This is a genomic window from Mycobacterium gallinarum, from assembly GCF_010726765.1.
Lineage (GTDB): Bacteria > Actinomycetota > Actinomycetes > Mycobacteriales > Mycobacteriaceae > Mycobacterium > Mycobacterium gallinarum.
The window spans coordinates 3279900-3302759 of the sequence record NZ_AP022601.1 but is presented as its reverse complement, the minus strand read 5'-3'; the positions used below and the strand labels follow the sequence as shown (position 1 = coordinate 3302759).

General features: G+C 63.8%; 20 protein-coding genes. 12 read left to right on the top strand and 8 right to left on the bottom strand.

Going from position 1 to position 22860, the window contains the following annotated elements:
* Positions 1-25 precede the first annotated feature (25 nt).
* Both G6N42_RS16025 and G6N42_RS16020 read left to right on the top strand, forming a co-directional pair.
* Positions 26-1258 carry a cytochrome P450 gene (locus G6N42_RS16025; RefSeq protein WP_163730471.1) on the top strand — a complete coding sequence of 411 codons (1233 nt, stop codon included), beginning with the start codon at positions 26-28 and terminating at the stop codon, positions 1256-1258.
* Between the two features lie 35 nt (positions 1259-1293).
* Positions 1294-2514: a CaiB/BaiF CoA transferase family protein gene (locus G6N42_RS16020; protein WP_163730470.1), complete on the top strand. Its 1221-nt coding sequence runs from the start codon at positions 1294-1296 to the stop codon at positions 2512-2514.
* Between the two features lie 11 nt (positions 2515-2525).
* On the opposite strand, the gene G6N42_RS16015 is transcribed toward G6N42_RS16020, so the two are convergent.
* The 3 genes from G6N42_RS16015 to G6N42_RS16005 are packed head-to-tail and all read right to left on the bottom strand — an operon-like array spanning position 2526 to position 5903.
* Entirely contained in the window at positions 2526-3644 is a 1119-nt protein-coding gene (locus tag G6N42_RS16015) for a thiolase family protein (RefSeq protein WP_163730469.1), read from the bottom strand.
* Entirely contained in the window at positions 3641-3880 is a 240-nt protein-coding gene (locus G6N42_RS16010; RefSeq protein ID WP_163730468.1) for a hypothetical protein, read from the bottom strand. Before G6N42_RS16010 ends, G6N42_RS16015 begins: the two co-directional genes overlap by 4 nt.
* A complete protein-coding gene (locus G6N42_RS16005; protein WP_232076163.1) occupies positions 3861-5903 on the bottom strand; it encodes a CoA transferase in 2043 nt (680 codons plus the stop codon). The genes G6N42_RS16010 and G6N42_RS16005 overlap by 20 nt, the downstream gene beginning before the upstream one ends.
* A gap of 169 nt (positions 5904-6072) precedes the next feature.
* Between G6N42_RS16005 and G6N42_RS16000 the strand changes: the two genes are divergently transcribed.
* The 3 genes from G6N42_RS16000 to G6N42_RS15990 are packed head-to-tail and all read left to right on the top strand — an operon-like array spanning position 6073 to position 8952.
* Positions 6073-7287 carry a cytochrome P450 gene (locus G6N42_RS16000; RefSeq protein WP_163730466.1) on the top strand — a complete coding sequence of 405 codons (1215 nt, stop codon included), beginning with the start codon at positions 6073-6075 and terminating at the stop codon, positions 7285-7287.
* A gap of 28 nt (positions 7288-7315) precedes the next feature.
* Positions 7316-8536 (top strand): cytochrome P450, encoded by a 1221-nt coding sequence (locus G6N42_RS15995; RefSeq protein WP_163730465.1) that lies wholly within the window; start codon positions 7316-7318, stop codon positions 8534-8536.
* Positions 8533-8952, top strand: coding sequence for a nuclear transport factor 2 family protein (locus tag G6N42_RS15990; RefSeq protein WP_163730464.1), 420 nt, complete (start codon positions 8533-8535; stop codon positions 8950-8952). Before G6N42_RS15995 ends, G6N42_RS15990 begins: the two co-directional genes overlap by 4 nt.
* Here the strand turns inward: G6N42_RS15990 and G6N42_RS15985 are convergent.
* The 3 genes from G6N42_RS15985 to G6N42_RS15975 are packed head-to-tail and all read right to left on the bottom strand — an operon-like array spanning position 8936 to position 11629.
* Positions 8936-10012, bottom strand: coding sequence for an acyl-CoA dehydrogenase family protein (locus tag G6N42_RS15985; RefSeq protein ID WP_163730463.1), 1077 nt, complete (start codon positions 10010-10012; stop codon positions 8936-8938). The genes G6N42_RS15990 and G6N42_RS15985 overlap by 17 nt on opposite strands.
* On the bottom strand, positions 10002-11195 hold the full coding sequence (locus G6N42_RS15980; protein ID WP_163730462.1) for an acyl-CoA dehydrogenase family protein: 1194 nt from the start codon (positions 11193-11195) through the stop codon (positions 10002-10004). Before G6N42_RS15980 ends, G6N42_RS15985 begins: the two co-directional genes overlap by 11 nt.
* Positions 11192-11629, bottom strand: coding sequence for an SRPBCC family protein (locus tag G6N42_RS15975; RefSeq protein WP_163730461.1), 438 nt, complete (start codon positions 11627-11629; stop codon positions 11192-11194). Before G6N42_RS15975 ends, G6N42_RS15980 begins: the two co-directional genes overlap by 4 nt.
* A gap of 87 nt (positions 11630-11716) precedes the next feature.
* Here G6N42_RS15975 and G6N42_RS15970 point away from each other — a divergent pair, with 87 nt between their 5' ends.
* The 5 genes from G6N42_RS15970 to G6N42_RS15950 all read left to right on the top strand — a co-directional run bounded on the left by G6N42_RS15970 (position 11717) and on the right by G6N42_RS15950 (position 16640).
* Positions 11717-12607: an enoyl-CoA hydratase/isomerase family protein gene (locus tag G6N42_RS15970; RefSeq protein WP_163730460.1), complete on the top strand. Its 891-nt coding sequence runs from the start codon at positions 11717-11719 to the stop codon at positions 12605-12607.
* A gap of 84 nt (positions 12608-12691) precedes the next feature.
* Positions 12692-13594 carry an SDR family NAD(P)-dependent oxidoreductase gene (locus tag G6N42_RS15965; RefSeq protein WP_163730459.1) on the top strand — a complete coding sequence of 301 codons (903 nt, stop codon included), beginning with the start codon at positions 12692-12694 and terminating at the stop codon, positions 13592-13594.
* Between the two features lie 16 nt (positions 13595-13610).
* Positions 13611-15035, top strand: coding sequence for an aromatic ring-hydroxylating oxygenase subunit alpha (locus tag G6N42_RS15960; protein ID WP_163730458.1), 1425 nt, complete (start codon positions 13611-13613; stop codon positions 15033-15035).
* A complete protein-coding gene (locus G6N42_RS15955; RefSeq protein ID WP_163730457.1) occupies positions 15028-15462 on the top strand; it encodes a Zn-ribbon domain-containing OB-fold protein in 435 nt (144 codons plus the stop codon). The genes G6N42_RS15960 and G6N42_RS15955 overlap by 8 nt, the downstream gene beginning before the upstream one ends.
* Entirely contained in the window at positions 15462-16640 is a 1179-nt protein-coding gene (locus G6N42_RS15950; RefSeq protein ID WP_163730456.1) for a thiolase family protein, read from the top strand. Before G6N42_RS15955 ends, G6N42_RS15950 begins: the two co-directional genes overlap by 1 nt.
* Before the next feature lie 30 nt (positions 16641-16670).
* Here the strand turns inward: G6N42_RS15950 and G6N42_RS15945 are convergent, their stop codons facing one another.
* A complete protein-coding gene (locus tag G6N42_RS15945) occupies positions 16671-18164 on the bottom strand; it encodes an aldehyde dehydrogenase family protein (protein WP_163730455.1) in 1494 nt (497 codons plus the stop codon).
* Positions 18165-18422: 258 nt separating this feature from the next.
* Between G6N42_RS15945 and G6N42_RS15940 the strand changes: the two genes are divergently transcribed.
* Positions 18423-19739, top strand: a complete 1317-nt coding sequence (locus G6N42_RS15940; protein ID WP_163730454.1) for an amidohydrolase family protein — start codon at positions 18423-18425, stop codon at positions 19737-19739.
* 49 nt (positions 19740-19788) lie between these two features.
* Positions 19789-20271, top strand: a complete 483-nt coding sequence (locus tag G6N42_RS15935) for a hypothetical protein (RefSeq protein ID WP_163730453.1) — start codon at positions 19789-19791, stop codon at positions 20269-20271.
* 49 nt (positions 20272-20320) lie between these two features.
* Here the strand turns inward: G6N42_RS15935 and G6N42_RS15930 are convergent, their stop codons facing one another.
* A complete protein-coding gene (locus tag G6N42_RS15930) occupies positions 20321-22696 on the bottom strand; it encodes a putative bifunctional diguanylate cyclase/phosphodiesterase (protein ID WP_163730452.1) in 2376 nt (791 codons plus the stop codon).
* Between the last annotated feature and the right edge of the window lie 164 nt (positions 22697-22860).

Below are 22860 nucleotides of genomic sequence, written 5' to 3'. Positions count from 1 at the left end.
ACACTTTGTGTTCTATTGTTCATCTATGACGACAGTCACGAATCCCCTGTCGGCGACCTCAGGCGCGCAATTCGACCAGGCTCAGTTCTACCTCGATCGCCCCGACGAGGTGTTCCGCGAGCTGCGAACACATGATCCCGTGCACTGGTATGACGACGGAAAGTTCTGGGTCATCACAAAATATGATGACATCAAAGCGATTTCGGCACGACCTCATCAGTTCGCCTCCGAACGCATCGCGATTCTGATGGATCTCATCGCGCACAAGCAGGGAGTCGAACCGCAGGGCTACCGGAACAGAGGAATCATGTTCCTCGATCCGCCGGTCCATCGGGCTCATCGACGAACATTCCAGGGTCGCTTCACCCCGGCGGCGGTCGCCAGGGCAGAAGAGCGGGTAAAACAGGTCGTCAACGAGGTCTTCGACGCATTGCCTGACGGGGAGTTCGACTGGATAGCACACGTCGCGGAGCCGATACCTGTCTACGTTTTCGCCTATCTCCTCGGCGTACCCGAGGCCGACTGGCCGAAAGTGGCCGGATGGTCGACGGCGATCTCACGCTCCGGAAGTGGAGCGGCAACCCAGGCGGATTTCGATGTCATCATGACCGAGATCGGTCCGTATCTCCTGGACATCGCCAAGGAGAAGGCTCAGAACCCGGTCGATGACGACCTGATGACGATGCTCGCCACGTTGGGTGAGATCGACGGGGTACCGTTCGACGACCTGCAGATCATGGTGTATGCGCTCACGCTGCTGGCGGCCGGTAGCGAAACCACCCAGAGTCTGATCGCGGGTATCGCCGAGTGCCTGGCAAGTCATCCGGACCAGGCGCGAGCTCTGTTCGACGATCCTTCGCTGGTGGACAACGCTATCGAAGAAGTCCTTCGCTATTGGACACCGGTACGCAGCATGGCGAGACAAGCCACCCACGATGTGGAGTTGCGCGGCAAGGTGATCCGGGAGGGTGATGGAGTGCTGCTCGCCTACGGTTCAGCGAACCGCGACACGGAGCACTTTGGTGAAACGGCCGATCAGTTCGACATCCGACGCAAGGACGCGCCGAGCCATCTCGGCTTCGGAGTCGGCGAACACTTCTGCATGGGCGCTGCACTCGCCCGCAGAGAGGCGCGACTGACGCTTGACGAAATCGTCAAGCGCGCCAGCGGCATTGAAGTCACCGGAGAACGCGTTCCCAGGCCATCGGCGCTGAACAACAATTTCGATCTGCTGCCGGTGACGCTGAATCGCCGCTGACACGATAGCGATCAACGAAGGTACGAGGGGAATCGATGAGCGGACCCATGTCGGGCGTACGGGTACTCGAAGTCGCGCAGTGGACGTTCGTGCCCGCTGCCGGTGCAGTGCTGGCGGACTGGGGCGCGGACGTGGTCAAGATCGAGCATCCGCAGACCGGCGACTCCCAACGCGGCCTGCGTCAGCTCGGGCACATTACCATCGAGGGTGAGCGGAACCCGGTGATGGAGCACGCAAACCGCGGGAAACGCTCGGTCGCATTGGACATGGCGACGCCGGACGGGCATGAGCTGCTGATGGACATTGCCAAGACCAGTGATGTGTTCCTCACCAACTTCTTGCCGGACGCCAGGAAGAAACTGCGGATCGACGTCGACGATCTGCGGGCCGCCAATCCCGACATCGTGTATGCGCGCGGTAGCGCCTACGGGCCGCTGGGGCCTGACGCTGGGACCGGCGGCTACGACATGACGGGATTTTGGAGCCGGGCCGCGGGCGCCGCCGGTTCGACGCCCTGCGACATTGACGGGGTGGTTCCACAACCGGGACCCGCGTACGGGGATTCGATCGGGGGAATGACGATCGCCGGCGGTATCGCCGCCGCGCTCTTCGAACGGGAGCGCACGGGTCATGCTCGTGTGGTGGATATCTCGCTTTTGGGAGTGGGTGTGTGGGCGTCCGGCGTGGCCATCAACGCCGCGTTGGTGAGTGGTCAACCGTGGCAGACCAATCCTGCGGGAGCCAACGTCACCCCGAACAACCCATTGGTCGGGTTCTATCGAACCGCAGACGGCCGGTTCCTGGGGCTGTCCATGCTGCAGGGATTCCGCTACTTCGCTGAGTTCTGTCGCCGGGTGGGCGTCCCTGAACTGGCCGAGGATGAACGCTTTGCGACCCACCAGCTGCTCGCTGCCAACGGTGCAGACGCGATAGAGGTGTTGCGTGCGACGATCGGCGCTCAGCCGCTAGCTCATTGGCGGGTCGCCCTGGAGGGTTTCGACGGACAGTGGGCACCGGTGCAGACCACCGCCGAGGTGGCCGCCGACCCGCAGGTGCGTGCGAACGGCAACATCGTCACGGTGGATGACCAGGGAGCGAGCTTCGATCTTGTGGCAAGCCCCGTGCTCTTCGACGAGACACCGCTGGCGTTGGCGCCGATGCCCGAATTCGCTGCCGACACAGAGCAACTCATCTTGGATCTCGGCGGTGACTGGGACCGGATCCTCGCGCTGAAAGAGAGTGGCGCGATCGCGTAGAAATCGCCAGTTCAGGCGCGCATCAGCGCCACGACACAGGAGCCGCCGCCGCCGACAGCTTGAGCCATCCCGACTTTTGGCTGTGCCACCTGCCTCGCTCCGGCCTCGCCGCGAAGTTGGGTGACGACTTCTGCGGCCTGAGCCAGGCCGGTCGCTCCAAAGGCGTGGCCGCGGGCGATGCAGCCACCGTCGGTGTTGGTCGGCAGCGTTCCGTCGTGCGCGAGACCACCGGTCTGGGCGAGTGCGGCAACTCCGGCGGAATCGGCCAACCCCATGGCGATGAGTGCGGTGATTTCCTCGCTGGCGCACATGTCGTGCAGTGAAATCACCCCGATATCTGTCGGTTTGATGCCTGCGGTGGTGTATGCCCTCTCGGCGGTCAGCGTCAGTTGCGACGGCGGGCCCACGACGGGCCCGAGGAGCGGCCACGACGGATCGGTTGGCCAACTGGTCTGTTCGACCGCCAACACCGAGACCGATCGCGGACGTGGTTCGCGTGTCACGACAATGGCGGCGGCGCCGTCCACCGAGGCGTGACACATCATCTTCGTCAGCGGCTCCGCCACCATCCGGGCGGCCAGCACGTCGTCCACGGTCACCGGACCGGAGTCCCGTCGTACTGCAAGCGGATTCAACCGGGCCTGGTTGTAGGACTTCGCGGCCACAGCGGCGATCACCTCGGGTCCACAGCGGGCGTCGTACAGCCATCGGGCCGCCTCGATGGCGTAGTGCGTCTGTGCGGGAAAGCGGTCCCAGAACCCAACAGCCGCGGGTACCACACCACCTGGCTCCAAGGCGGTCGTCTTCTCGTAGCCGATAGCGAGGGCGGCCTCGCTTCGGCCTGAGGTGACTGCGGAGATCGCGTGCCGGAGCGCGACCAGGCCGCTCGCCGAGGCGCTTTCGGTTGCGGTAACCGGAATCCCGGTGCGTCCCAACTCGAGTGCAACCTTGATACCGGTCTGCGGTCCAGCTAGTGACGAGGCCGTGAACACCTCACCGATGTCGGTGTAGTCAAGGCCGGAGTCCTGCAGGGCTTGCCGTGCCGCTGTGACGCCAAGTTCGATCAGCGGGACGTCACGGTGTTTTCCGAACTCGGTGACGCCGACACCGGCGAGATGAACGCCGGTCATCGGTCATCCGCCATGAACATCTCGACGGTCTGATCGTCAAAGATGCGATCCACCAACCGTCCCTTCGTCCCAGGCGATGGTCGGGCGCCGTCCACGACCACTTGAAGTCGTTCGGTGCCGCTGTCGACCCACGCCACGCTGTAACCCTCGGCGCCGAAGCCGGGCAGGGGTGACTTCGAGGGAATGAACGTCGACGACCACACGGTCGCCGGGCGATCAGGCGGTGACATCGGCATCGGTGTTCCTCTCGTAGAGGGCGTTCGAACTCCCCAGCGCGGGCGGCGGACTCAACGGAAGCGGACCTTCGCCGGCGAACCGCCAGGGGAGTCCAACCAGTCGTGCCGTTCTCAGATCGGGATCCGGATGGGCGATTTCGGGGAAGAAGCCGCGCTCGTTGAGGTGGCCGTCGTTCACCAGTTCGCCGCCGCTTCGGACCACGGCAGCCGAAATGCCCGCGCCCTGAAGCTTCAGCGCCGCGTCGTCGGCCCGATTGGTGGCGATCAGGGCGCGGACGAACTCGGTGCTGTCGGCTTCGCATTGCGTTCCGGCTAGTTCGACCGCGACCCAGTGGTCGTCGGTCGAGCGGTGGACAAACCGGTGAACGTCGACGGCCGAAGGCGTCTGCTCTGTCGACGCGGCGGCGACGTACTCCGCAATCGTCGACGCGACCACTTCGGCCATGGACAGATCGATCACCGCCCCGCCGGATCGATTTCGGTCCAGCGCCCATGCCGCGATCACCAATGCTCCGACGACCGAGGACAGCGGATCGGCCAGAACGGTACCCAACCGAGCCGGCGACCCGTCGGCGGTGGTGCTCAGCGCCGCCAGACCGCCGTAGCCCTGAACGTTGTTGGCGTACACCCGATATCCAGCCAGTGGTCCATCGGAGCCGAATCCGGACACGCGAAGAGTCAATCGGCCGGTGTCCGCGAGTTCCGCAGGATCCACGCCGAGGCGCTTCAACCGAGACGATCCGACATTCTCGATGAGGACGTCGGAGTCGGCCAGTATCGCGGCGACATCGGCGCCAATGTGCTCCGGGTCGAGCAGCACGCTCTGCTTCGAGTGGTTGGCCACGGCGTAGTACGCGCCGCGCTCGGGGCCGGCGACCCCGTCGGCGAACGGGCCGCTGCGGCGGTAAATGTCCAACCGGTCGGGATCCTCGAGCCGAACGACCGTTGCGCCCATCCCCCCGAGCAACGCCCCGACGATGGGCCCGGCGAGCACGTGGGTGAGTTCGGCGATGCGAAGTCCGGCGATGCCGGTGCCGCGGCCGGTCCCCGGGCGACCCGGTGTCACGGTCCACGGCGGGCCGAGCACGGTGACATCGCGGTCGTCGATTCGTGCGTTCTGCAGCGACGAGCGGTGGGCAAGCTGCGGCGAGTTCAACAGTTCGCCCGGATGGTTGACCGGGGTGGAGGGGACGCCGTTGGCCTGCAACAGCGCGGCGCAGTCCGACTTGTTCTGATTTCTCGTCCACTCGGTGACCCGCGCGTTGATCAGATCGGCATGCTCGATTCGCGCGGATCGTTCGTCGAGGCCCGCCGCCCATTCAGGATCGCCGATGGTCTTTCTCAACTGTTGCCACTGGTGATTCTCCACGGCAGTGATGCGGACGAGTCCGTCCTGGCATTCGAAGACGCCCGAGGGCGCCAGGTAACGTCCGCTGCCGGCGCGGCCGGGACACCGGTACATGGTGTGGGCGCACTCGGGGAGCGCAGCGGTGAAGATCACCGCCTCCTGCGCCGAAACGTCGACCACGACGGCGCCGCCGCTGCGGTTGTGCCGGTCCAATCCGTGCAGTGCCGCCAACGCCGCAACTGCGCCCACGGATTTCGATGCGACGTATCCCGGCGCAGGTACCGGATTACCGTCGGCGTCCTCGATTGTGGCCAGCAGACCGCCGCTAGCCTGCGCGACGATCTCGCCGCCCGGCCGATTGCGATGGCGTCCGTCCATGCCGAAGGGTGTGAGGTTGACGACGACCCCCTCGACGGGTGTGGGCTGTTCGCTTGCGCCGTCGTTGATGACGATGTCGTAGTCGCCGAGGTCGGGTTTCTCGTCGGATCGCAACAACCGCTTTTGCCGATCGAGGACCAGGTCGACGGCGGTCTGTGGACCCGAAGAAGTGTCGATCCGGGGCCCCACGCGGTGCGCTGCCGACAGGGGACGGCGCGCCACGTCGGCGCCGAGGCTGGCCAGTAGGGCCGCGGCCGATGACCCCGCGATACCGTCGCCGAGCTGCAGTACACGCACACCTGACAAGAATCCTGAGGAGGGCACGGCGTCGGTCACCCTTCGTCAGCTACTGAGTGCGGCATGGCTCATTTGTACAATTGAACAACATTCGTTCTATTGATGTCCAACTGCGTCATGTGCAGCCAGTCTTCACACATTCACATATTGTGTTCTATTGTTCAGAGTCATGGCGATAACTTCGGCACCCTCTGACGCCCGCTTCGATGATGCCTCGTTCTATCTGGGCGATCCGAATGCGACGTTTGCGCAACTGCGTGACACCGACCCGGTGCACTGGTACGAGCAGGGGCAGTTCTGGGTCGTGACGAAGTACGACGACATCAAGACCATCTCGGCGCGTCCAGAGAAGTTCAAGTCCGAGCGTATCGCCATCATGATGGACCTTGTCGCGCGTCGGGAGGGCCGCGATCCTCAGGGCTACGGCGCTCGCGGAATCCTGTTCATGGATCCGCCCGAACACCGCGCACATCGCAAGGCAATCGGGGTCCGCTTCACGCCGGGTGCCGTCGCGAAACTCGAGGCGCGCGTGCGTGAGGTGATCGCCACCATCTTCGACGGCCTTCCCGACGGCGAATTCGACTGGATCGAACACGTCGCTGAACCGTTCCCGGTGTATGTCTTCGCCTATCTGTTGGGCGTGCCTGAAGCCGACTGGCCAAAGGTGGCGGGGTGGGCCACGACGATCGCGAAGGTCGGTAGCGGCGTCGCCGACGATGGTGACATGGAGCTGATCTTCGGTGAGGTCGCCCCCTATTTGATGGCACTGGTTGCCGAGCGTGCCAAGGATCCGACCGATGATCTGCTCTCGATGCTCTCGCAGGTGCGCATCGACTCCGAGCCGCTCAACGAGATCCAGGTGATGACCTACGCGCTGACGCTATTGGCGGCGGGCAGTGAAACGACGCAAAGTCTGATCGCTGGTATTGCCGCGTGTTTCGACATGCATCCCGATCAGGCGGAACAAGCGTTCGCGGATCCCGAGGTCGGCAATAATGCGGTCGAGGAGGTGCTGCGCTGGTGGACGCCCGTGATGAGCATGGCGCGCCAAGCGGCACAAGACGTCGAACTGCGTGGCGCCACGATTCGAGAAGGCGACGGGCTTCTTCTCGCCTACGCATCCGCCAACCGGGACGTTGACCATTGGGGACCGACTGCCGAGGAATTCGATGTCCATCGCCAGGACGCTGCGGGGCATCTCGGTTTCGGCGTGGGTGAGCACTTCTGTATGGGGGCAGCACTGGCACGTCGCGAGGCGCGGTTCGTCCTAGACGAGGTGATCAAGCGCGCCAAGGGAATTCGCGTGACGGGAGAGGGCTCGTTGCGGCCGTCCGCCCTGGTGCACACTTACGATCGGCTGCCGGTCACGCTCGATTACCGCTGATCGCCTCTACAGCGAGGGAGCGAAGTCAGTGACCGTCGATCCGGACGTTTCGGGCGTCGAGTTCTTCAGCGACACCACGATCCAAGACCCCTATCCGTACTACGCGCGAATGCGCGAACGTGGCCCGGTTCAGCAGGTCGCCGGCTCAGAGTTCTACGCGGTCTACGGCTGGGAGGCAATCAATGAAGTCATTGGACGCCCCGACGACTTCTCATCAAATCTGACCGCCACGATGACCTATACCCCTGAGAACGGGGTGGGCGCATTCGAAATGGAGGGATTCGGGGGTGCATCCCATGTTCTCGCGACTGCGGACGACCCGATTCACGCCGTCCATCGGAAGATGCTTGTTCCCCAACTCGCCGCCAAACGCATCCGCGCGACAGAGCGATTCGTCGCCGATACCGCTGCACGCCTCTGGCGTGCCGGAAGGACCGACGGGCGGATCGAGTGGATGAGTGCGATGGCCAACCGCCTCCCCATGATGGTGGTAGCCAGGCTGATTGGTGTTCCCGACGACGATGTCGACATGCTCATCAAGTCGGGTTATGCCACAACGCAATTACTCGACGGACTGATCGACGCCGATGGTCTCGCAGCAGCCGGCAATGCGGCAATCGAGCTGAGCGTCTACATCAGCGAGTACTTCGCGCAAGCAGCCAGCGACCCGGGTGACAACCTGCTTGGCGACCTCGCCACCGCGTGCGGGTCGGGAGCGCTCGACGACAACACCGCCCGGGTGATCATGTTGACCCTGTTCAGCGCCGGCGGTGAGTCGACGGCGTCGCTGCTGGGCAGCGCCGTCTGGATTTTGGCAACGCACCCTGACATCCAGCGTCAGCTTCGTGCTGATCCGGCCTTGCTGGGCGCATTCATCGAAGAGTCCTTGAGATTCGAGCCGCCCTTCCGGGGACACTATCGGCACGTGGTCGAGGACACCACCCTTGGCGGCGTCGAACTGGCGGCCGGGAGTCGCTTGTTCTTGTTGTGGGGCGCGGCCAACCGCGATCCTTCGCAATTCGACAGCCCCGATGAGTTCCGACTGGATCGCCCGAAAGGGAAAGGCCACATCACCTTCGGTAAGGGTGCGCACTTCTGTGTCGGAGCAGCGCTCGCTCGCCTCGAAGCCCACATCGTCTTAGAGCTGCTCTTGGAACAGACCGAATGGATCGAGCCTGCCGCGGTGGGGCGTTGGCTCCCGAGCATCTTGGTGCGTCGTCTCGAGCGGCTGGAACTCGCGGTCACATGAGTGGCGACACAGCTCTGATGGTCATCCAGGAGCTCTATCAAGCCAAGGCGAAATACTGCAGGACACTGGATACCAAGAATTGGGAAGCGTTCGCCACAGTGCTCGCGCCGGACGTCAGACTCGATCTCAGTGACGGTAACCCGGACATCGAAGCCATCGTGGGCCGCGACGAGGTCATCGCCGCGATCAGGGAATCAGTGGCAGGCGCCCGAACCGTGCATCAGGTCCACATCCCAGAAGTCGAGATCTCTGGGGATGAAGCCCTAGCCATTTGGCCTGTGCAGGAGCGTGTTCTTTGGGACAACGGGACGTCGTTGACGGCTTTCGGGCACTATCACGATCGTTGGGTTCGCACCGACGGACGCTGGGCGCTCGCCGAGTCGACACTCACCCACCTCATCATGGACTTCGGTTAGTCGAAATTCTTGAGTCGAGCCAGCGAGCGACGATTGAGCGGTGAAGTGAGCGCGAGCCCAGGTCTGCGGTGCGGCATGCTGCGCGTCGCAGGTAGACGTGCGCGTCGTGCTCCCAGGTGTAGGCGATTCCGCCGAACACCTGGGTAGCTCCTTCGGGTACCCGCCGCAGTGAGTCGACCGCCCAGAACGCGGCCAATGACACCAGTGCTTCGGCGTCGGGATGGTCGAGTTCGCAGGCGTCGGCGGCCCGATTCACCAGTGCGCGAGCGACTTCGACCACCGAGTGCTGGTCAACGAGACGGTGTTTTATCGCCTGCCGGGATCCGATCGGTCGACCGAAAGTAGTCCGCACTTTCGCGTATTCGACCGCGGCGTCGTTGGCGGCCGAAGCGATCCCGATGACTTCCGCAATCGTGGCGAGCCGGTCGCGCATCAGCGCATTGCGGTGGCGGTCGGCGGCATCGGGTCCTGAGCTGATCTGCAGCAGCTCCGCTTCAGCGAGATTGATGCTGCTGGCGGGATTGAGGTCAAGCGGTAGTTGTGGCGTCCGCTGCACACCGCCGCCGTCCGCGTCGACGATGCCCAACACGGGTTCTCCGTCGCTCATGGCGATGACGATCAGTCGTTCGGCTACCGCACCGAACGGCACCAGCGGCCAGGTTCCGGTGACTTTGCCGTCGCGCAGTGTCGCGCCCACGTCCTCGAGAACGAGCGTGATGCCCTCGACGCAGCGGTCTGCGCACCACGCCGCGGATGCGACTGAGGCCAGTGGAACCGGCAGGGTAATCGCGCCGGCCGCCTCGGTGAGTACGCACAGTTCACGTACCCCCGCGCCGCCACCGCCGCGGGGCTCGGAAACCAGCACATCGGGCCAGCCCAGTTCGACGATCGTTTTCCATAGGTCCTTGTCGAAAGCCGGTTCGGGACCGTCGAGGAGGCTGCGGGTGCGCTCGACCGTCCACGCGTGACTCAAGATGTCATCCGCGGTGGTGCGCAGCTCGCTGAGCTCCGCCGCCGAGTCGGCCATCTCGGTCAAGGACAGTTCACGGTCACGGGTCACGGGGCAGTCCCAATATTTTCTCGGCGATGACATTCCGCTGTATCTCGGACGTCCCGGCTCCGAACGTCGCAGCGCGCATCAGCAGATAGCTCTTGGCGACGTTGCCCTTCTTCGCTGCACCGGGGGAACCAGCCAACAGCGTGCCCGCCGGACCGGCGAGATCAAGTCCGAAGTTCGCCATCGCCTGGTCGACCTCCGAGGTCAACAGTTTGGCGACTGAGGCCTCGGGTCCTGGGCTCACCCCACGTACGCCTGCGGCGGTCGCCTGAGCGGCGATCTGGCGTAGCGCTTCCACCTGAGCTGTGAAGCGCACCAGCTGGTCGGCTACGTATTCGTCGTCCAACCCGTTGTCGCTGAGCGCATTCGGCTCCCTGGCCATCGATGTCAGAATGGCCAGGCGGCGCTCGATTCGGTGCGTACGGCTCTGGCCCACTCGCTCGTAGCCAAGCGTTGACTTCGCGACCCGCCACCCTTCGTTCAACGGGCCGAGAACGCCGGCGAGCGGCACCCGGACGCTGTCGAAGAAGATCTCGTTGAACTCGGCGTCGCCGGTGATCTGGCGAATGGGACGCACCTCGATACCCTCGACCGCCAGGTCGGCCAGCACATAGCTGATCCCCTCGTGTGGCGGGGCGGCCGGATCCGTTCGAACGAGCAGATAGATCTTGTTGGCGTACTGCGCCTTTGACGTCCACACCTTCTGCCCGCTGATCACCAGCTCGTCACCGTCGATCATGGCTCTCGTCTTCAGAGAGGCGAGATCACTTCCGGCTTCGGGCTCGCTGAAGCCCTGGCACCAGACGTCCTCGGCAGAGAGGATGCGCGGCAGATAATGGGATCGCTGTTCGTCGCTGCCCCACTGGATGATCGTGGGACCGAGCTGATTTATTGCGCTGCGGTTGATCGGCTCAGGAGCGTGTGCAGACGCCATTTCGGCGTTGAAGATCAACTGCTGCACCGGCGTTGCGCTGCGGCCGCCGAATTCTGTCGGCCATGAGATTGCGGCCAGCCCGGACTCGTGGAGACGGCTCTGCCAGGTGCGCATCCGATCCAGCCGGCCGGACTCGCCGCCTTCGCGTGAGCGCAGATCCGGCGTTAGGGCCGCCGCGAGGAAGTCGCGAACCTCGTCGCGGAAAATGCGATCCGATGACGTGAGCGGAACGCCGTAATCGCGTTCGGTCACGTGGCCTCACGGGTCGACGATGCGTCCGCCAGCCAGCCGGCCATCATTCCGTACACTGCCTCGATCGCTTCGCGCGCGGCAGTCTGGTCTGCCTCGGCGGTACCCACAGGGTCGTAGTCGACGCTCCACGTGACCGTCGTTGCGGCATCGCCCGTGGGGCGCACGGAGACGAGGGCGTCGAATCGCTTGACGGGCAGGGGGTTGTTGGCGATCGAGTAGCTCAGCTCCATGCGGTCGGGATCCATGCTCGTCAAGGTTTCTGCAACAGGTGTGGTCCCGCTCCCGTGAATCAAGCGGCGCATGCCGATGCCCTCGCCCTCGACCTCCACCACTCCGGCGACGGGGATCCAGTTGACGTCGGCGAAGTCCGCAACAATCGCCCACACGGTCGCCGGTATCGCGTCGACGTGCTTGGAGATGACGAGTTGCGGCATGCGAAGGAGGATATCATCGATGAAACAAATGATCGGATACTGTCTTAATGTTCAGGTCACTATCGGCTGGCGCGGAGGGGTGAGACTGTGGGCGACGAAAAGGGCAGCGAGTTCGAGGTGGACGAGGACTGGGTCACCTACGAGGTCGTCGAACCACACATCGCCTGCATCACCATCAACCGGCCCGACCGGCGAAACGCCATCCTGTCGCCGGAGATGCACGCGCTGTTCAAGGATCGGTTGGATACCGCAGAGGCGGACGACGAGGTCAAAGTCGTTGTACTCGTAGCGGCAGGCAAGGACTTCTGCAGCGGTGACGACGTCCGCCGGTTGCCGGTCGAACAGGCAGGGCTGAAGAAAGGTAACAGGCTTCCGCAGACGGCCCGACTGGCTAACGCCCGTCGCCTGCACCGCCACTTCACGAACTGGATGGAGTTCCCCAAGACGGTCATCGCCGCATGCCAGGGGGCTACCTTGGGCGCTGGGATGAATCTGGCCTTGGCCGCGGATATTCTCGTCGTCTCCGACGACATGTACATCGCCAGGCCCCAGGCGCGAATCGGCTTCGCCGGCTTTTCGACCATCATGCCGCTTGCCCTGCTCAAGCTGGGGCCCAACCGCGGATACGAGGCCATGATCACTGGCCGCAAGGTCAAGGCCGCCGAGCTCAAGGAGTGGGGCGTCGCCTCGTCGGTCGTCCCTGCGGGCGGTTTGCGCGACGAGGCCATGCGCTACGCCCGCGCGGTCGCGCACCACTCCGCGGACGGCCTGATGATCGGAAAGCACGCGTTGATCACTTTCTGGAACGCGGTGGGGATGGCCCAGTTCGGTGACTGGGTCCCAATGGGCCACAGCGTGTTCACCAATCTTGCGTGGCGCGACGACGAGTTCAACTTCATGAAGGAGCGCACGACGCGCGGCGGCCGGGAGGCGATGGCCGAGCTCGAGCGCAGGTACACGGAATGGGGCTTCGACTAGATTGTCAAAAGCCTGGTGACAGCTATACAAATTATGTGCATGTGTTCTGTATGCTGGTCGTGACTGATCGATGAGGAGTCGATGATGGGAGTCCTGGACGGACGAAAGGCGCTGGTGACCGGTGCTGGGCGCGGAATCGGAGCGGCCGTTGCCGAGGGGTTGGCAGCCGAAGGGGCCACTGTGATGGTGTCCGATGCCGGCGTCGCGGTCGACGGCAGCGGCCACGATGCGGGTCCGGCCGAAAGTGTCGCCGCCGCGATCAACGAGCGCGGGGGTAAAGCCTTCTCCGACACCACCGACATAACCGATTTCGGCGCCTGCGAGGAGCTGATCAACCGTGCCGCGTCGACGCTGGGCGGATTCGACATCATGGTCAATGCCGCTGGAATCCTTCGCGACAACATGATCTTCAAGATGAGTGAACAGGATTTCGACACCGTCGTTTCGGTTCATTTGAAAGGTACGTTCAACCTGACTCGGCATGCGGCTTCGTGGTGGCGGGAGAACCGCGGCGGTCAGTATCGGCTGATCAACTTCACGTCGATGTCCGGTCTGCACGGCGCGCCCAGTCAGCCGAACTACGCCGCGGCCAAGATGGGCATCGTCGGGCTCACCTACTCGTGTGCAAATGCCCTCGCCGGTTACGGGGTTCGCAGCAACGCCATCGCTCCGATCGCCGGCACCCGGATGACCCAGGGCATCAAGGGCGGGGGCAGTTTGGACTATTCAGCTGAGAACAAGCGACTGGCTCCGGAAAACGTTGTGCCGCCGGTGATCTACCTGGCCAGCGAACAATCTGAATGGCTCAACCGCCGCATCATCTTCGCGGGTAACGGGCGCATCAGCCTGATGACCAACCCGGTTTTCGAACGCGAGATCGTGTCCGCGTCGGGCACCTGGGACATACCGACAGCGTTCGCCGAGATCGAGGCGTCGTTCAAGGGCTCGGTGTCCCCGAACATCTTCGACAAGCCCCCTGCCAGCTGATCGGAGGCGATGTGCGATGACGACTGTCGACGACGTGGCGCGGGACTCCGCCGGGAAGGTGCCAACCCGGTACGCGTGCGGTGAGACCTTCGTGCCGAAGGGCCGCTACATCGATCCCGAGTTCCTGCAGCTCGAACTCGATCGACTTTTCACCCAGGTGTGGCAACCCGCCTGCCGAGAGGAGGAGATTCCCGGACCCGGCGACTACTACGAGTACACGATCGGCAGGCAGTCGATCATGGTGGTGCGGCAGAAGGACGCGAGCGTCAAAGCGTTCTACAACGCCTGCACGCACCGAGGAATGAAGGTCGTGCGTGGAACGGGCTGCGCCGCTGACGGCGAACTGCGGTGCGAGTTCCACGGTTGGCGGTACGCCTTCGACGGCCGCTCGTCGTTCGTGCCCTCACGTGACGAGTTTCTCAATCGTCCCCGCGAACAGTGGTCGCTGCGGCCAGTCGCGGTAGGCACCTGGGGTGGCTGGGTATTTGTCAGCATGGCGGAGGATCCGCCGGATCTTCTGGAGTGGCTCGATCCGCTGCCGACCGCACTAGCACCGTTCCGGTTGCAGGACATGCGCTTTCGCTGGCGCAAGCGGACGTTCCTGCCCGCCAACTACAAGACGGTGATCGACGCGTTCATCGAGGGCTACCACACTCCGGGCACGCATCCGCAGACGCTGCGCGCCACGCAGGGTCCACGTCCGTCGACCGAACCGGCGCCGCCACAGGAGTTCGTGTACGCCCCTTATACGCCGACGATTCCGTACCGCAACCACTCGCGGTTCATCTACACGGCGCGACCCGACAGCGGCGACAAGGACAGCGCGCGCAAGGAGCAGGCGGCCCGCCCGGAGGTCTTCGCGAACTCGATGCAGTACAACTACCTCGAAGTGCGATCCCTGGCCACCGAACGCGATTACCGTGTGGCGCAACAGCTTGCGACCATGGAGCCCAGCGATATCCCGCCGTTCGTGCTCTACCACCAGATGTGCGAGGAACTCGCCCTCGCGGAGGGTGTCGATTACCCCAAGATGACCATGGAGCAGTACTTCGCGGGCAATGGAGACTGGCACGTATTTCCAACTCTGGTGATCCTGGTCGAGAAATCGTGCATCCTCGGATATCGGATGCTGCCGGACGCCGACGACCCGAACCGGTGCGTGTTCGAGATGTTCTCATTGGAGCACTTCGCGCCCGGCGAGGTCCCCGAGACCAGTTGGCTGGAATTCGAACGCTGGCAGGACCATGACGGGTGGGGGGAACTTCCGACCCAGGACCTCAAGAACATCGGAGCAATCCACGCCGGCATGCATTCCAACGGTTTCGACGGCCTGTGGCTCAACACCGCCCAGGAGATGTCGATCCGCAACGAACACACGATTGCCGATCGCTTCATCTTCGGTGTCGACGACGCGGCCGACGACGCGGTGCCCGGTGCCTGACGATCGGGCACCCAGCGGCCGACCGCTACCCGCGTTGTCTGCGCTCAACCGTCCGTACTGGACGTCGGGCGCCGAGGGGGTGTGGCGGTTGCAACGGTGCCCCGATTGCGAGCGCATCATTCATCCCCCCGCGCTGCGTTGCCAATTCGACCACGCCACACCGGAATGGGTGGCGATGTCGGGTCGTGGGACAGTGGAGTCCTGGACGGTCAACCACCATCCGTTCTTCCCAGGGATCCCTACGCCCTATGTCATCGCCTTCGTCAACCCGGTCGAAGATCCACGGGCGCGCGTGCTGACCAACCTCGTCGACGTCGCTCCAGACGATGTCGTCGTCGGCATGCCGGTGCGGGTGACCTTCCAGCGTGGTGACGACGGCACAGAAGGCGACGCCGTTCATCTTCCCCTGTTTGCTCCGGACCGCTGATGCACTCGCGTCTGACCAGCGATGTCATCATCAGCGGCATCGGCCAGTCCGACATCGGGCGTCGTCTCGGCCGGGACCCGTTGCAGCTCACCGTCGATGCGTGTCTGGCGGCGGTCGAGGATGCGGGGTTGACGCTGGCCGACATCGACGGCCTCACCACCTACCCTGGTGCGTCAATGGCAGGGAAAGGATTCTCGGGAGCGGGGCTGCGCGAGATCCACGATGCTCTTGGTATTCGGCCGAACTGGGTGGCCGGCGGCGTCGAATACCCCGGCCAGCTCGGCGCCGTCGTCGACGCCATGCTCGCTGTGGCCGGAGGGATGGCCAATCACGTGTTGTGTTGGCGAAGCATCTGGGAGGGAACGGCACAGGGTGCTGACCGTCGTCGCGGCTACGGGGTGGCTGCGGGATCACGGGCGACGGGTCAGTTGGGATGGCAATTGCCATACGGGGCGGCGGCGGCCAACCTCGCTGCCCTCCAGATCCGTTCCCGCATGCACCGATTCGGGCTCACCAGGGAACAACTGGGTCAGATCGCGATCGTCGAACGGGCGCACGCCAAACTGAATCCCAAGGCGGTCTACAGCGAGCCGATCGACCTCGACACCTATCTCGATGCTCGTATGGTGTCCGACCCGTTGTGTATGTACGACTGCGACATCGCCTGCGACGGCGCAACGGCATTCGTGGTGTCGCGCGCCGAACACGCGTCGGCCCTCGACCATCCGGGCGTCGTCGTCGAGGCTGTCGATTGCGCCCACCATGACCGGTTCCTTTTTGAAGGCGGCCAGGACATCGGTCGGCTGAACTCTCGGTGGTCGACCATCTGGGACAGGACCGACTTCACGCCTAGTGATGTCGACTATGCGTCGCTCTATGACGGTTTCAGCGTGTTCGTGCTGTGCTTCCTCGAGGATTTCGGATTCTGCGAATACGGCGAATCGGGGGAGTGGGTCGCCGATCCGACGCGCTTCTCGCTGGGCGGCGAGCTGCCGATCAACACCGCAGGCGGCCAACTGTCGGGCGGCCGGCTGCACGGCTTCGGCCACTTACACGAGGCGTGCGTCCAGGTACGCGGTGACGGTGGTGCTCGACAGGTCGACGACGCCGACCTCACCGCATGCGGCGTCGGCGGCGCCAACAGCGGTACGACGATGATGCTGCTCCGGCGAGCATGACGACCGACCGTTTGACAGCCACTTTCGGGTTCAGCGTAGGAAGGTCGTCTTCGTGTCGAGGTACTCCATGATTCCGGCTCTGCCGTTCTCGGCGCCGAGGCCCGATTTTTTGACCCCGCCGAACGGTGCGTGAGGTTGCAAGGTCCAGGTATTGATACCGACGTTTCCCGCTCGAAGCGCTGCACCGACCCTGATAGCTCTGCTGACGTCCCGGGTGTACACCGCCGCGCCCAGTCCGTACTCGGTGTCGTTTGCAATTCGGACGGCCTCATCCTCGGAATCGAACGGGATCACGCACAGAACGGGCCCGAAGATCTCTTCCTGGGCCACTGCCATGCTGTTGTCGACGTCGACGAGCACGGTTGGCGACACGAAGTTGCCTGAGTCGGGTGCGCCCGCAGGACGCTGTGCCCCACCCGCAGCCACCGCCGCGCCGTCTTTCACGGCACGGTCGATGTATGCGTTCACGCGGTTCATGTGCGCGACGGTGATCATCGGCGCCGCTGTGACCGTCGGGTCAAACGGATCGCCGTAACTCGCTGCGGCGGCGAATCCGACCAGTTGCCCGACGACGTCGTCGTAAACCGGGCGCTCGACCAGGATTCGCGATTGACACACGCAGACCTGTCCCGACAAACCTAGGAAGGCGTTGCCGGCAGCCATCGCGACCGCCAGGCCGATGTCGCTGTCGGCGAATATAACCGCGGGGCTCTTGCCGCCCAATTCCAATGAAACAGGGCCGATCCGTGCACCCATCGTGGACGCGATCTGTCCACCGACCGCCCGGCTGCCGGTGAAAGACACCTTGTCCACCCGCCGATCGGCGACCAGCGCAGCACCGACCTCGACACCCGCTCCGGTGACGACGTTGAACACCCCAGGCGGCAAATCGACCTCGCCGATCAACTCGGCCAAACGCAGACTGGTCAGCGGTGCCATCTCAGAAGGCTTTGCGACCACAGTGCAGCCGGCGGCCAACGCGGGCGCCACCTTCTGGCTCATCAAACTCAGTGGCGCGTTCCACGGCGTGATCAACCCCACGACGCCGACAGGTTCGTGGGTGGTGAAGACGAACGGTTGATCGGCCTCCCACTGCGGGTAGGTCTCACCGGTGACCTTGTCGATCCAGCCCGCGTAGCCGTCGAACAGGTCCGCTGGGTATTCGGCGCCCATCTGGTAGTAACCGACGAACGCAACCGGGGTCGCGTTGTCCAGTGACAGCAGTGCGACCAGGTTGTCAGCGTCATCACGGATTGCGGCGGCGATGCGGCGCAAGTACCGCGCGCGCTCCCGCCCGGGCATGCGTGGCCAGGGGCCCTCGTCGAAGGCGCGGCGGGCGGCCGCAACGGCAGCGTCGACCGCTTGCGCATCCCCGCCCGGCACATCGAAGACCGTCTCCTCGGTGGCTGGGTGCAGGTGGCGGACCGGGTCGAGGGCGCCGTCGACCCAATGCCCGTCGATGAGCATTTTCGCCGGAGGCAGCGTCGCCGAGTCGAGCCGGGCGCGGACGGAGAGAGTGGCCATGGGTAGAACACTAGAACAATATTTGTTCAGCCAATTACCTTATTGGCCCGCTCGCTCGTGACGACTGCGAGGATGACGGCCTCACCACAAACGCTGATTGGACGGCTTTTTCGACAAGCGGACGGCGTGGGGCAATGTAGTTGTCATTTGGCGCAATAGAACATAATCTGTCTGAATGTATTGTCAGCTCATTCAACGACTATGCGGCCCGGTGGATGACGTGGCTGCGCGGATGTCCGTGTATGGAGGGACTCTGTGATGGTCGATCCGGCCGATCTGGTCTTGATCAGCGTGGATGACCACACAGTCGAGCCGCCGGATATGTTCGCCAAGCGCGTCCCCGCACGTTATGTGGACGACGCGCCGCGCATAGTCGAAGACGCCGACGGCTCGGTGGCCTGGGTGTATGACGGTATGAAGCTGCCCAACATCGGATTGAATGCGGTCGCGGGCCGTCCCAACGATGAGTGGGGCTTCGAGCCCTCTCGGTTCGAGGACATGCGTAAGGGCTGCTACGACGTGGATGCCCGAGTCGAAGACATGAACGCCAGTGGAGTGCTCGCCTCGGTGTGCTTCCCCTCGTTTCCAACCATCTCGGGTGCGTTGTTCACCTATCGGGGCGACCGTGAAGTCTCGGCGGTGATGGTCAAGGCCTACAACGACTGGCATATCGAGGATTGGTGCGGCGCACATCCCGACCGCTTCATCCCGATGGGAATCCTTCCGCTGTGGGATCCGGTCAAATCCGCAAGCGAAGTGCGGCGGCTCGCGTCGCTCGGGTGCCGCGCGGTTACGGTGCCCCAGCACGTCGGCAATTACGGCCAACCGCCATGGCAGGACCCCCACTGGGACGTCTTGTGGGAAGCCATTTGTGAGAACAACACGGTCGTCAACATCCACATCGGGACGGGCGGAGGAATGCCGGTGCCCTCGGATCAGACCAGCTATCTCGCCTACAATTCGATGCTGGTTTTGGACACCGGACGGTTCACCGCTGACCTTCTGTTCTCCCGCGTCGTCAAGGAGTTCCCGACCATCAAGTTCGCTCTTTCGGAGGGCGGTATCGGGTGGATTCCGTTCCTACTGGAGCGATTCGAGGATATCTATGGTCGGCAGCGTGCATGGACCGGTGACGACCTCGGAGATGGCAACACCCCTACCGACGTCTTTCGTCGAAACTTCCTGTCCTGCTTCATCCGTGACCGGGTTGGCATCGAGAACCGGCACCGTATCGGCGTCGAGACCATCTGCTGGGAAATGGATTACCCGCATTCGGACTCGAGTTGGCCTGATGCCCCGGAACAACTCGCGAAGGAGCTCGAGGGGTGCAGTCCCGATGAAATCGAGGCAATCTGCTGGCGAAACGCGGCGAACGCGTTTGGCTATACCGGCGTCGAACGGCTCGGCCGGGATAAGTGCACCGTCGCTGCGCTGCGCGCAGAAGTCGCGGACATGGATTTGTCGACCCCCAAAGTTGATGCCGGTCGCATCCCCAAGCCGGGTACGCAGGCGCTCACGTATGGCGAGATGCGCGAGCGGATGGCGACGATAATGACCGGTGGCAGATCCTCGTAGCAGAATGCGGTGCATAACTGATTCAGCGGTCAGATACGCCTTGGGCGTCATGGCGCAGAGCGCCTCGGACGCGGTGCAATGCGCCGGCGGCTCCATATTTGACTGGGCGGCAGCTGGGTGGGATGTGACGGTGTACGCACCGGACGTTATCTGTTCGCGCGCAATCGATATCGTCGGCGCGCGATGCGGTGACCTCCAAACGCTGCTGAATCAGGATGCGTCTTTGCCAAAGGTTCTCGTCATCACGACGGGCCTTCACGCGGCGAATAACCGGGTGAAGGAGTGCGTTGAGTACGCCGTGAAGAGGCAGGTTGCCGAGGTCGTATTCGTCGACGCGCGCGCGCACGATGCTGCTGACGGTGATGCTCTCTCTCGCGTTCTGGGTTCCGCGGCCCGTGCATTCAAACAGCACGCAATCCACGCATCAGGTGTGCAGATCGATGTGATCGATCCCAGCGAACATTTCTGTCGGCCGGCAGACGTGGGATCGGAACACCTTCTGAACTCTCTGTGTGTGACGCGGCCTGCGTGACCGGTGTGGTCACCAACATCGCCAGTGGCCAAGTAGTCAACCGGAGCTGTTACGGCTGTATCGAGCGCTCGTCGAATTGTGCGTGCGCGGCCAGTGTTGTCGCCCGCTCGGCTATCGGCGTGTGCTGCGCAGACAACATGCGTTGCAGCGCGTCAGCCGTCACCGGCGGGCTGTAGTAGTAGCCCTGCGCGACCTCACAGCCGTAGCTGATGAGCAGGTCCGCGGTCGCCGAGTTCTCGACACCCTCGGCGACGCACACCATGCCCAGTTCCCGTGTCAGCTCGATGACTTTGCGGACGATGATCGCCGCGGGCGGATCCTCCGATATCGGTGCGACGAGGTTCCGGTCGAGTTTGAGTTCGTCGATAGGCAACTGGATCAGGTAGTTCAAAGCAGAGTAGCCACTTCCGAAATCATCGAGGGCGACTTGAATGCCGAATTCGTGCAACCGAATCAAGACCTCACGCGCACGCTCCGGATTACTCAGCACGAGTTCCTCGGTGATCTCCACTGTCACGTGATCGAACGGAAGATGGCGTTCGGCCATCACCCCGGCGACCGTCGACGCCAGGCTGAGCTCGTTCAGTGACGGCGGAAAAAGGTTGATGGCGAACGGAACTGGGAATCCCATCGCGTGCCATGCGACGGCGTCGTCGGCCGCTCGGTGCAGTACCAGCTCTGTCAGTGCTCCCATCAACCCGTTCTGTCGTGCCATCGGCAGGAACTGGTCCGGCAGCAGGGTGCCCAACCGTGGATGCGGCCAGCGCACCAAAGCCTCCACACCAATGATCCGCCCGGTGACCATGTGGAACTTCGGTTGGTACTCGGCAGACAGGGCGCCATCGCTTATCGCCGTGCGTAATTCGCTCAACAGCCGCATGCCGCCCACCCGTGCGTCGTGAGCACCGGCGCTGCACGGCGGTCCTATCTCCTCGCTGTCAACCAGCTTCATGTCTTCGTCGAACGTCGCGATCCCCCCGGTACGGGTGCGCTTGGCCGAGTACAGTGCCACATTGGCCCGCTTGAGCAACTCCTCGGACGTCAACCCAGTCGTGACGGTCCGGTTCAGCTCCGCCAGTCCAGCGCTCGGCCGCACGTCGATCGACTGATCGCCGACCGAGAATTCGGTGTCGAACACCTCCAGGATGCGTTCGGCCGCAGTCATGGCCGGCTCGACGCCGCCTTCGAGCAGTACCGCGAACTGGTCGCCGCCGAGCCGCGCCACGGTGTCGCCGGTACGCACGCTGCGCTGTAGACGCTCCGCGGCCTCGATCAACACTGCGTCGCCCACGGGATGACCCAGGCTGTCATTGATCAGTTTGAAGTCGTCCAAATCCAGTGAGAGCACGGCGACGTCGCGACCGTCGCGCGCGTGCATGGCCACGGCGTGCGCCAGCCGGTCGCCGAACAGCACTCGGTTGGCCAACGACGTCAGTGGATCGCGCAGTGCCTGATCGGTGACCGTGTCCAGCAGCCGCCGATTTTCGGCCACGAACAGCACCTGCCGCACCAACACTGTTGCCAACAACAGCAGCAACGCTGCAAATACCGGGCCGGTGTTCTTACCGCCGAACAGGTACCACACGCTGGGGACGACCGCGACCAGCAGCGGCACGTACGGCACCCACACCGCCACCCGCGTTGCGTCGTGTGAATCGACGACATGCCAGCGCGCCTGAGCCGCCACCAGCGCGGCAGCGGCCATCAGCATCACCCCGCCCGTCCACAGGATGTCGATGTAGTTGCCGCTCAGGTAAGCGCCGTTGATGCTGAGGTACACGTACACGCTGTCGGCGATGGCCACCGCCGCGATGCCGGCCGCCAGCAGACTGATCGTGACCCGTTGGTCCGGGCCGGCACGGGACAGCATGAGCGCCGCCATCGTGAACAACGCCACGTCAGCCAGCGGGTAGAACAGCGACAGCGCGAACGACAACGGATCTGTTCCGCCCGCCGCTACGACGTCGTCCAGACCCGACACCCACGCCAGCGCGAAGAACGACACCGCTAACAGGAGCCCGTCGAGGAACAACCGGGCGACCGTGACGCGGGCATTGCCGGTCGGCAACACCACCAGCACGAAGAGCGTGCAGACGTAAAACGACAGATAGCCCAGATCGGCCAGTGACGGGAACGGCACCTCCGCCTCGAGTTCCAACTCGTACATCGCCCAGATCGCGTCGCCGACGAACCAGCTGGCCAGCCCGGCTGCCAGGGCTACCCACGCCATGCGCTGCCGGCCCGAGGTGGACGCGACGGCCAGCATGACGCAGACGACCGCCAAGGCCTCGGCCACCAGTGAGCCCAGATCGCTGACAACGGTGAGCACGCCAGCGCCGCCCCAGCCGAACATTAGCCACGACGCGTAACCGAGAAGGTAGATCGCGCCAACCCACGCGATCAGCCGAACTCTCGGTCGCTCCACGTAAACCCCCAGGTTGCGGGATTGGCCAACGATAGCAACGGCCAGCCAATCACACTGCTGAACCGCATTTGCCAGAATCCCGCTCGTGGGTCGGTTTTGTGCGGTCGCACCTAGCTCACGCTCGCGCAGCGGTGTGACGTCGATGCGTCGTCGAACCTGAAAAG

Coding starts and splice junctions, on each gene's coding strand:
- G6N42_RS16025 (WP_163730471.1), top strand. CDS start 26: ATGACGACAGTCACGAATCCCCTGTCGGCGACCTCAGGCGCGCAATTC.
- G6N42_RS16020 (WP_163730470.1), top strand. CDS start 1,294: ATGAGCGGACCCATGTCGGGCGTACGGGTACTCGAAGTCGCGCAGTGG.
- G6N42_RS16015 (WP_163730469.1), bottom strand. CDS start 3,644: ATGACCGGCGTTCATCTCGCCGGTGTCGGCGTCACCGAGTTCGGAAAA.
- G6N42_RS16010 (WP_163730468.1), bottom strand. CDS start 3,880: ATGCCGATGTCACCGCCTGATCGCCCGGCGACCGTGTGGTCGTCGACG.
- G6N42_RS16000 (WP_163730466.1), top strand. CDS start 6,073: ATGGCGATAACTTCGGCACCCTCTGACGCCCGCTTCGATGATGCCTCG.
- G6N42_RS15990 (WP_163730464.1), top strand. CDS start 8,533: ATGAGTGGCGACACAGCTCTGATGGTCATCCAGGAGCTCTATCAAGCC.
- G6N42_RS15975 (WP_163730461.1), bottom strand. CDS start 11,629: ATGCCGCAACTCGTCATCTCCAAGCACGTCGACGCGATACCGGCGACC.
- G6N42_RS15965 (WP_163730459.1), top strand. CDS start 12,692: ATGGGAGTCCTGGACGGACGAAAGGCGCTGGTGACCGGTGCTGGGCGC.
- G6N42_RS15960 (WP_163730458.1), top strand. CDS start 13,611: ATGACGACTGTCGACGACGTGGCGCGGGACTCCGCCGGGAAGGTGCCA.
- G6N42_RS15950 (WP_163730456.1), top strand. CDS start 15,462: ATGCACTCGCGTCTGACCAGCGATGTCATCATCAGCGGCATCGGCCAG.
- G6N42_RS15945 (WP_163730455.1), bottom strand. CDS start 18,164: ATGGCCACTCTCTCCGTCCGCGCCCGGCTCGACTCGGCGACGCTGCCT.
- G6N42_RS15940 (WP_163730454.1), top strand. CDS start 18,423: ATGGTCGATCCGGCCGATCTGGTCTTGATCAGCGTGGATGACCACACA.
- G6N42_RS15935 (WP_163730453.1), top strand. CDS start 19,789: ATGGCGCAGAGCGCCTCGGACGCGGTGCAATGCGCCGGCGGCTCCATA.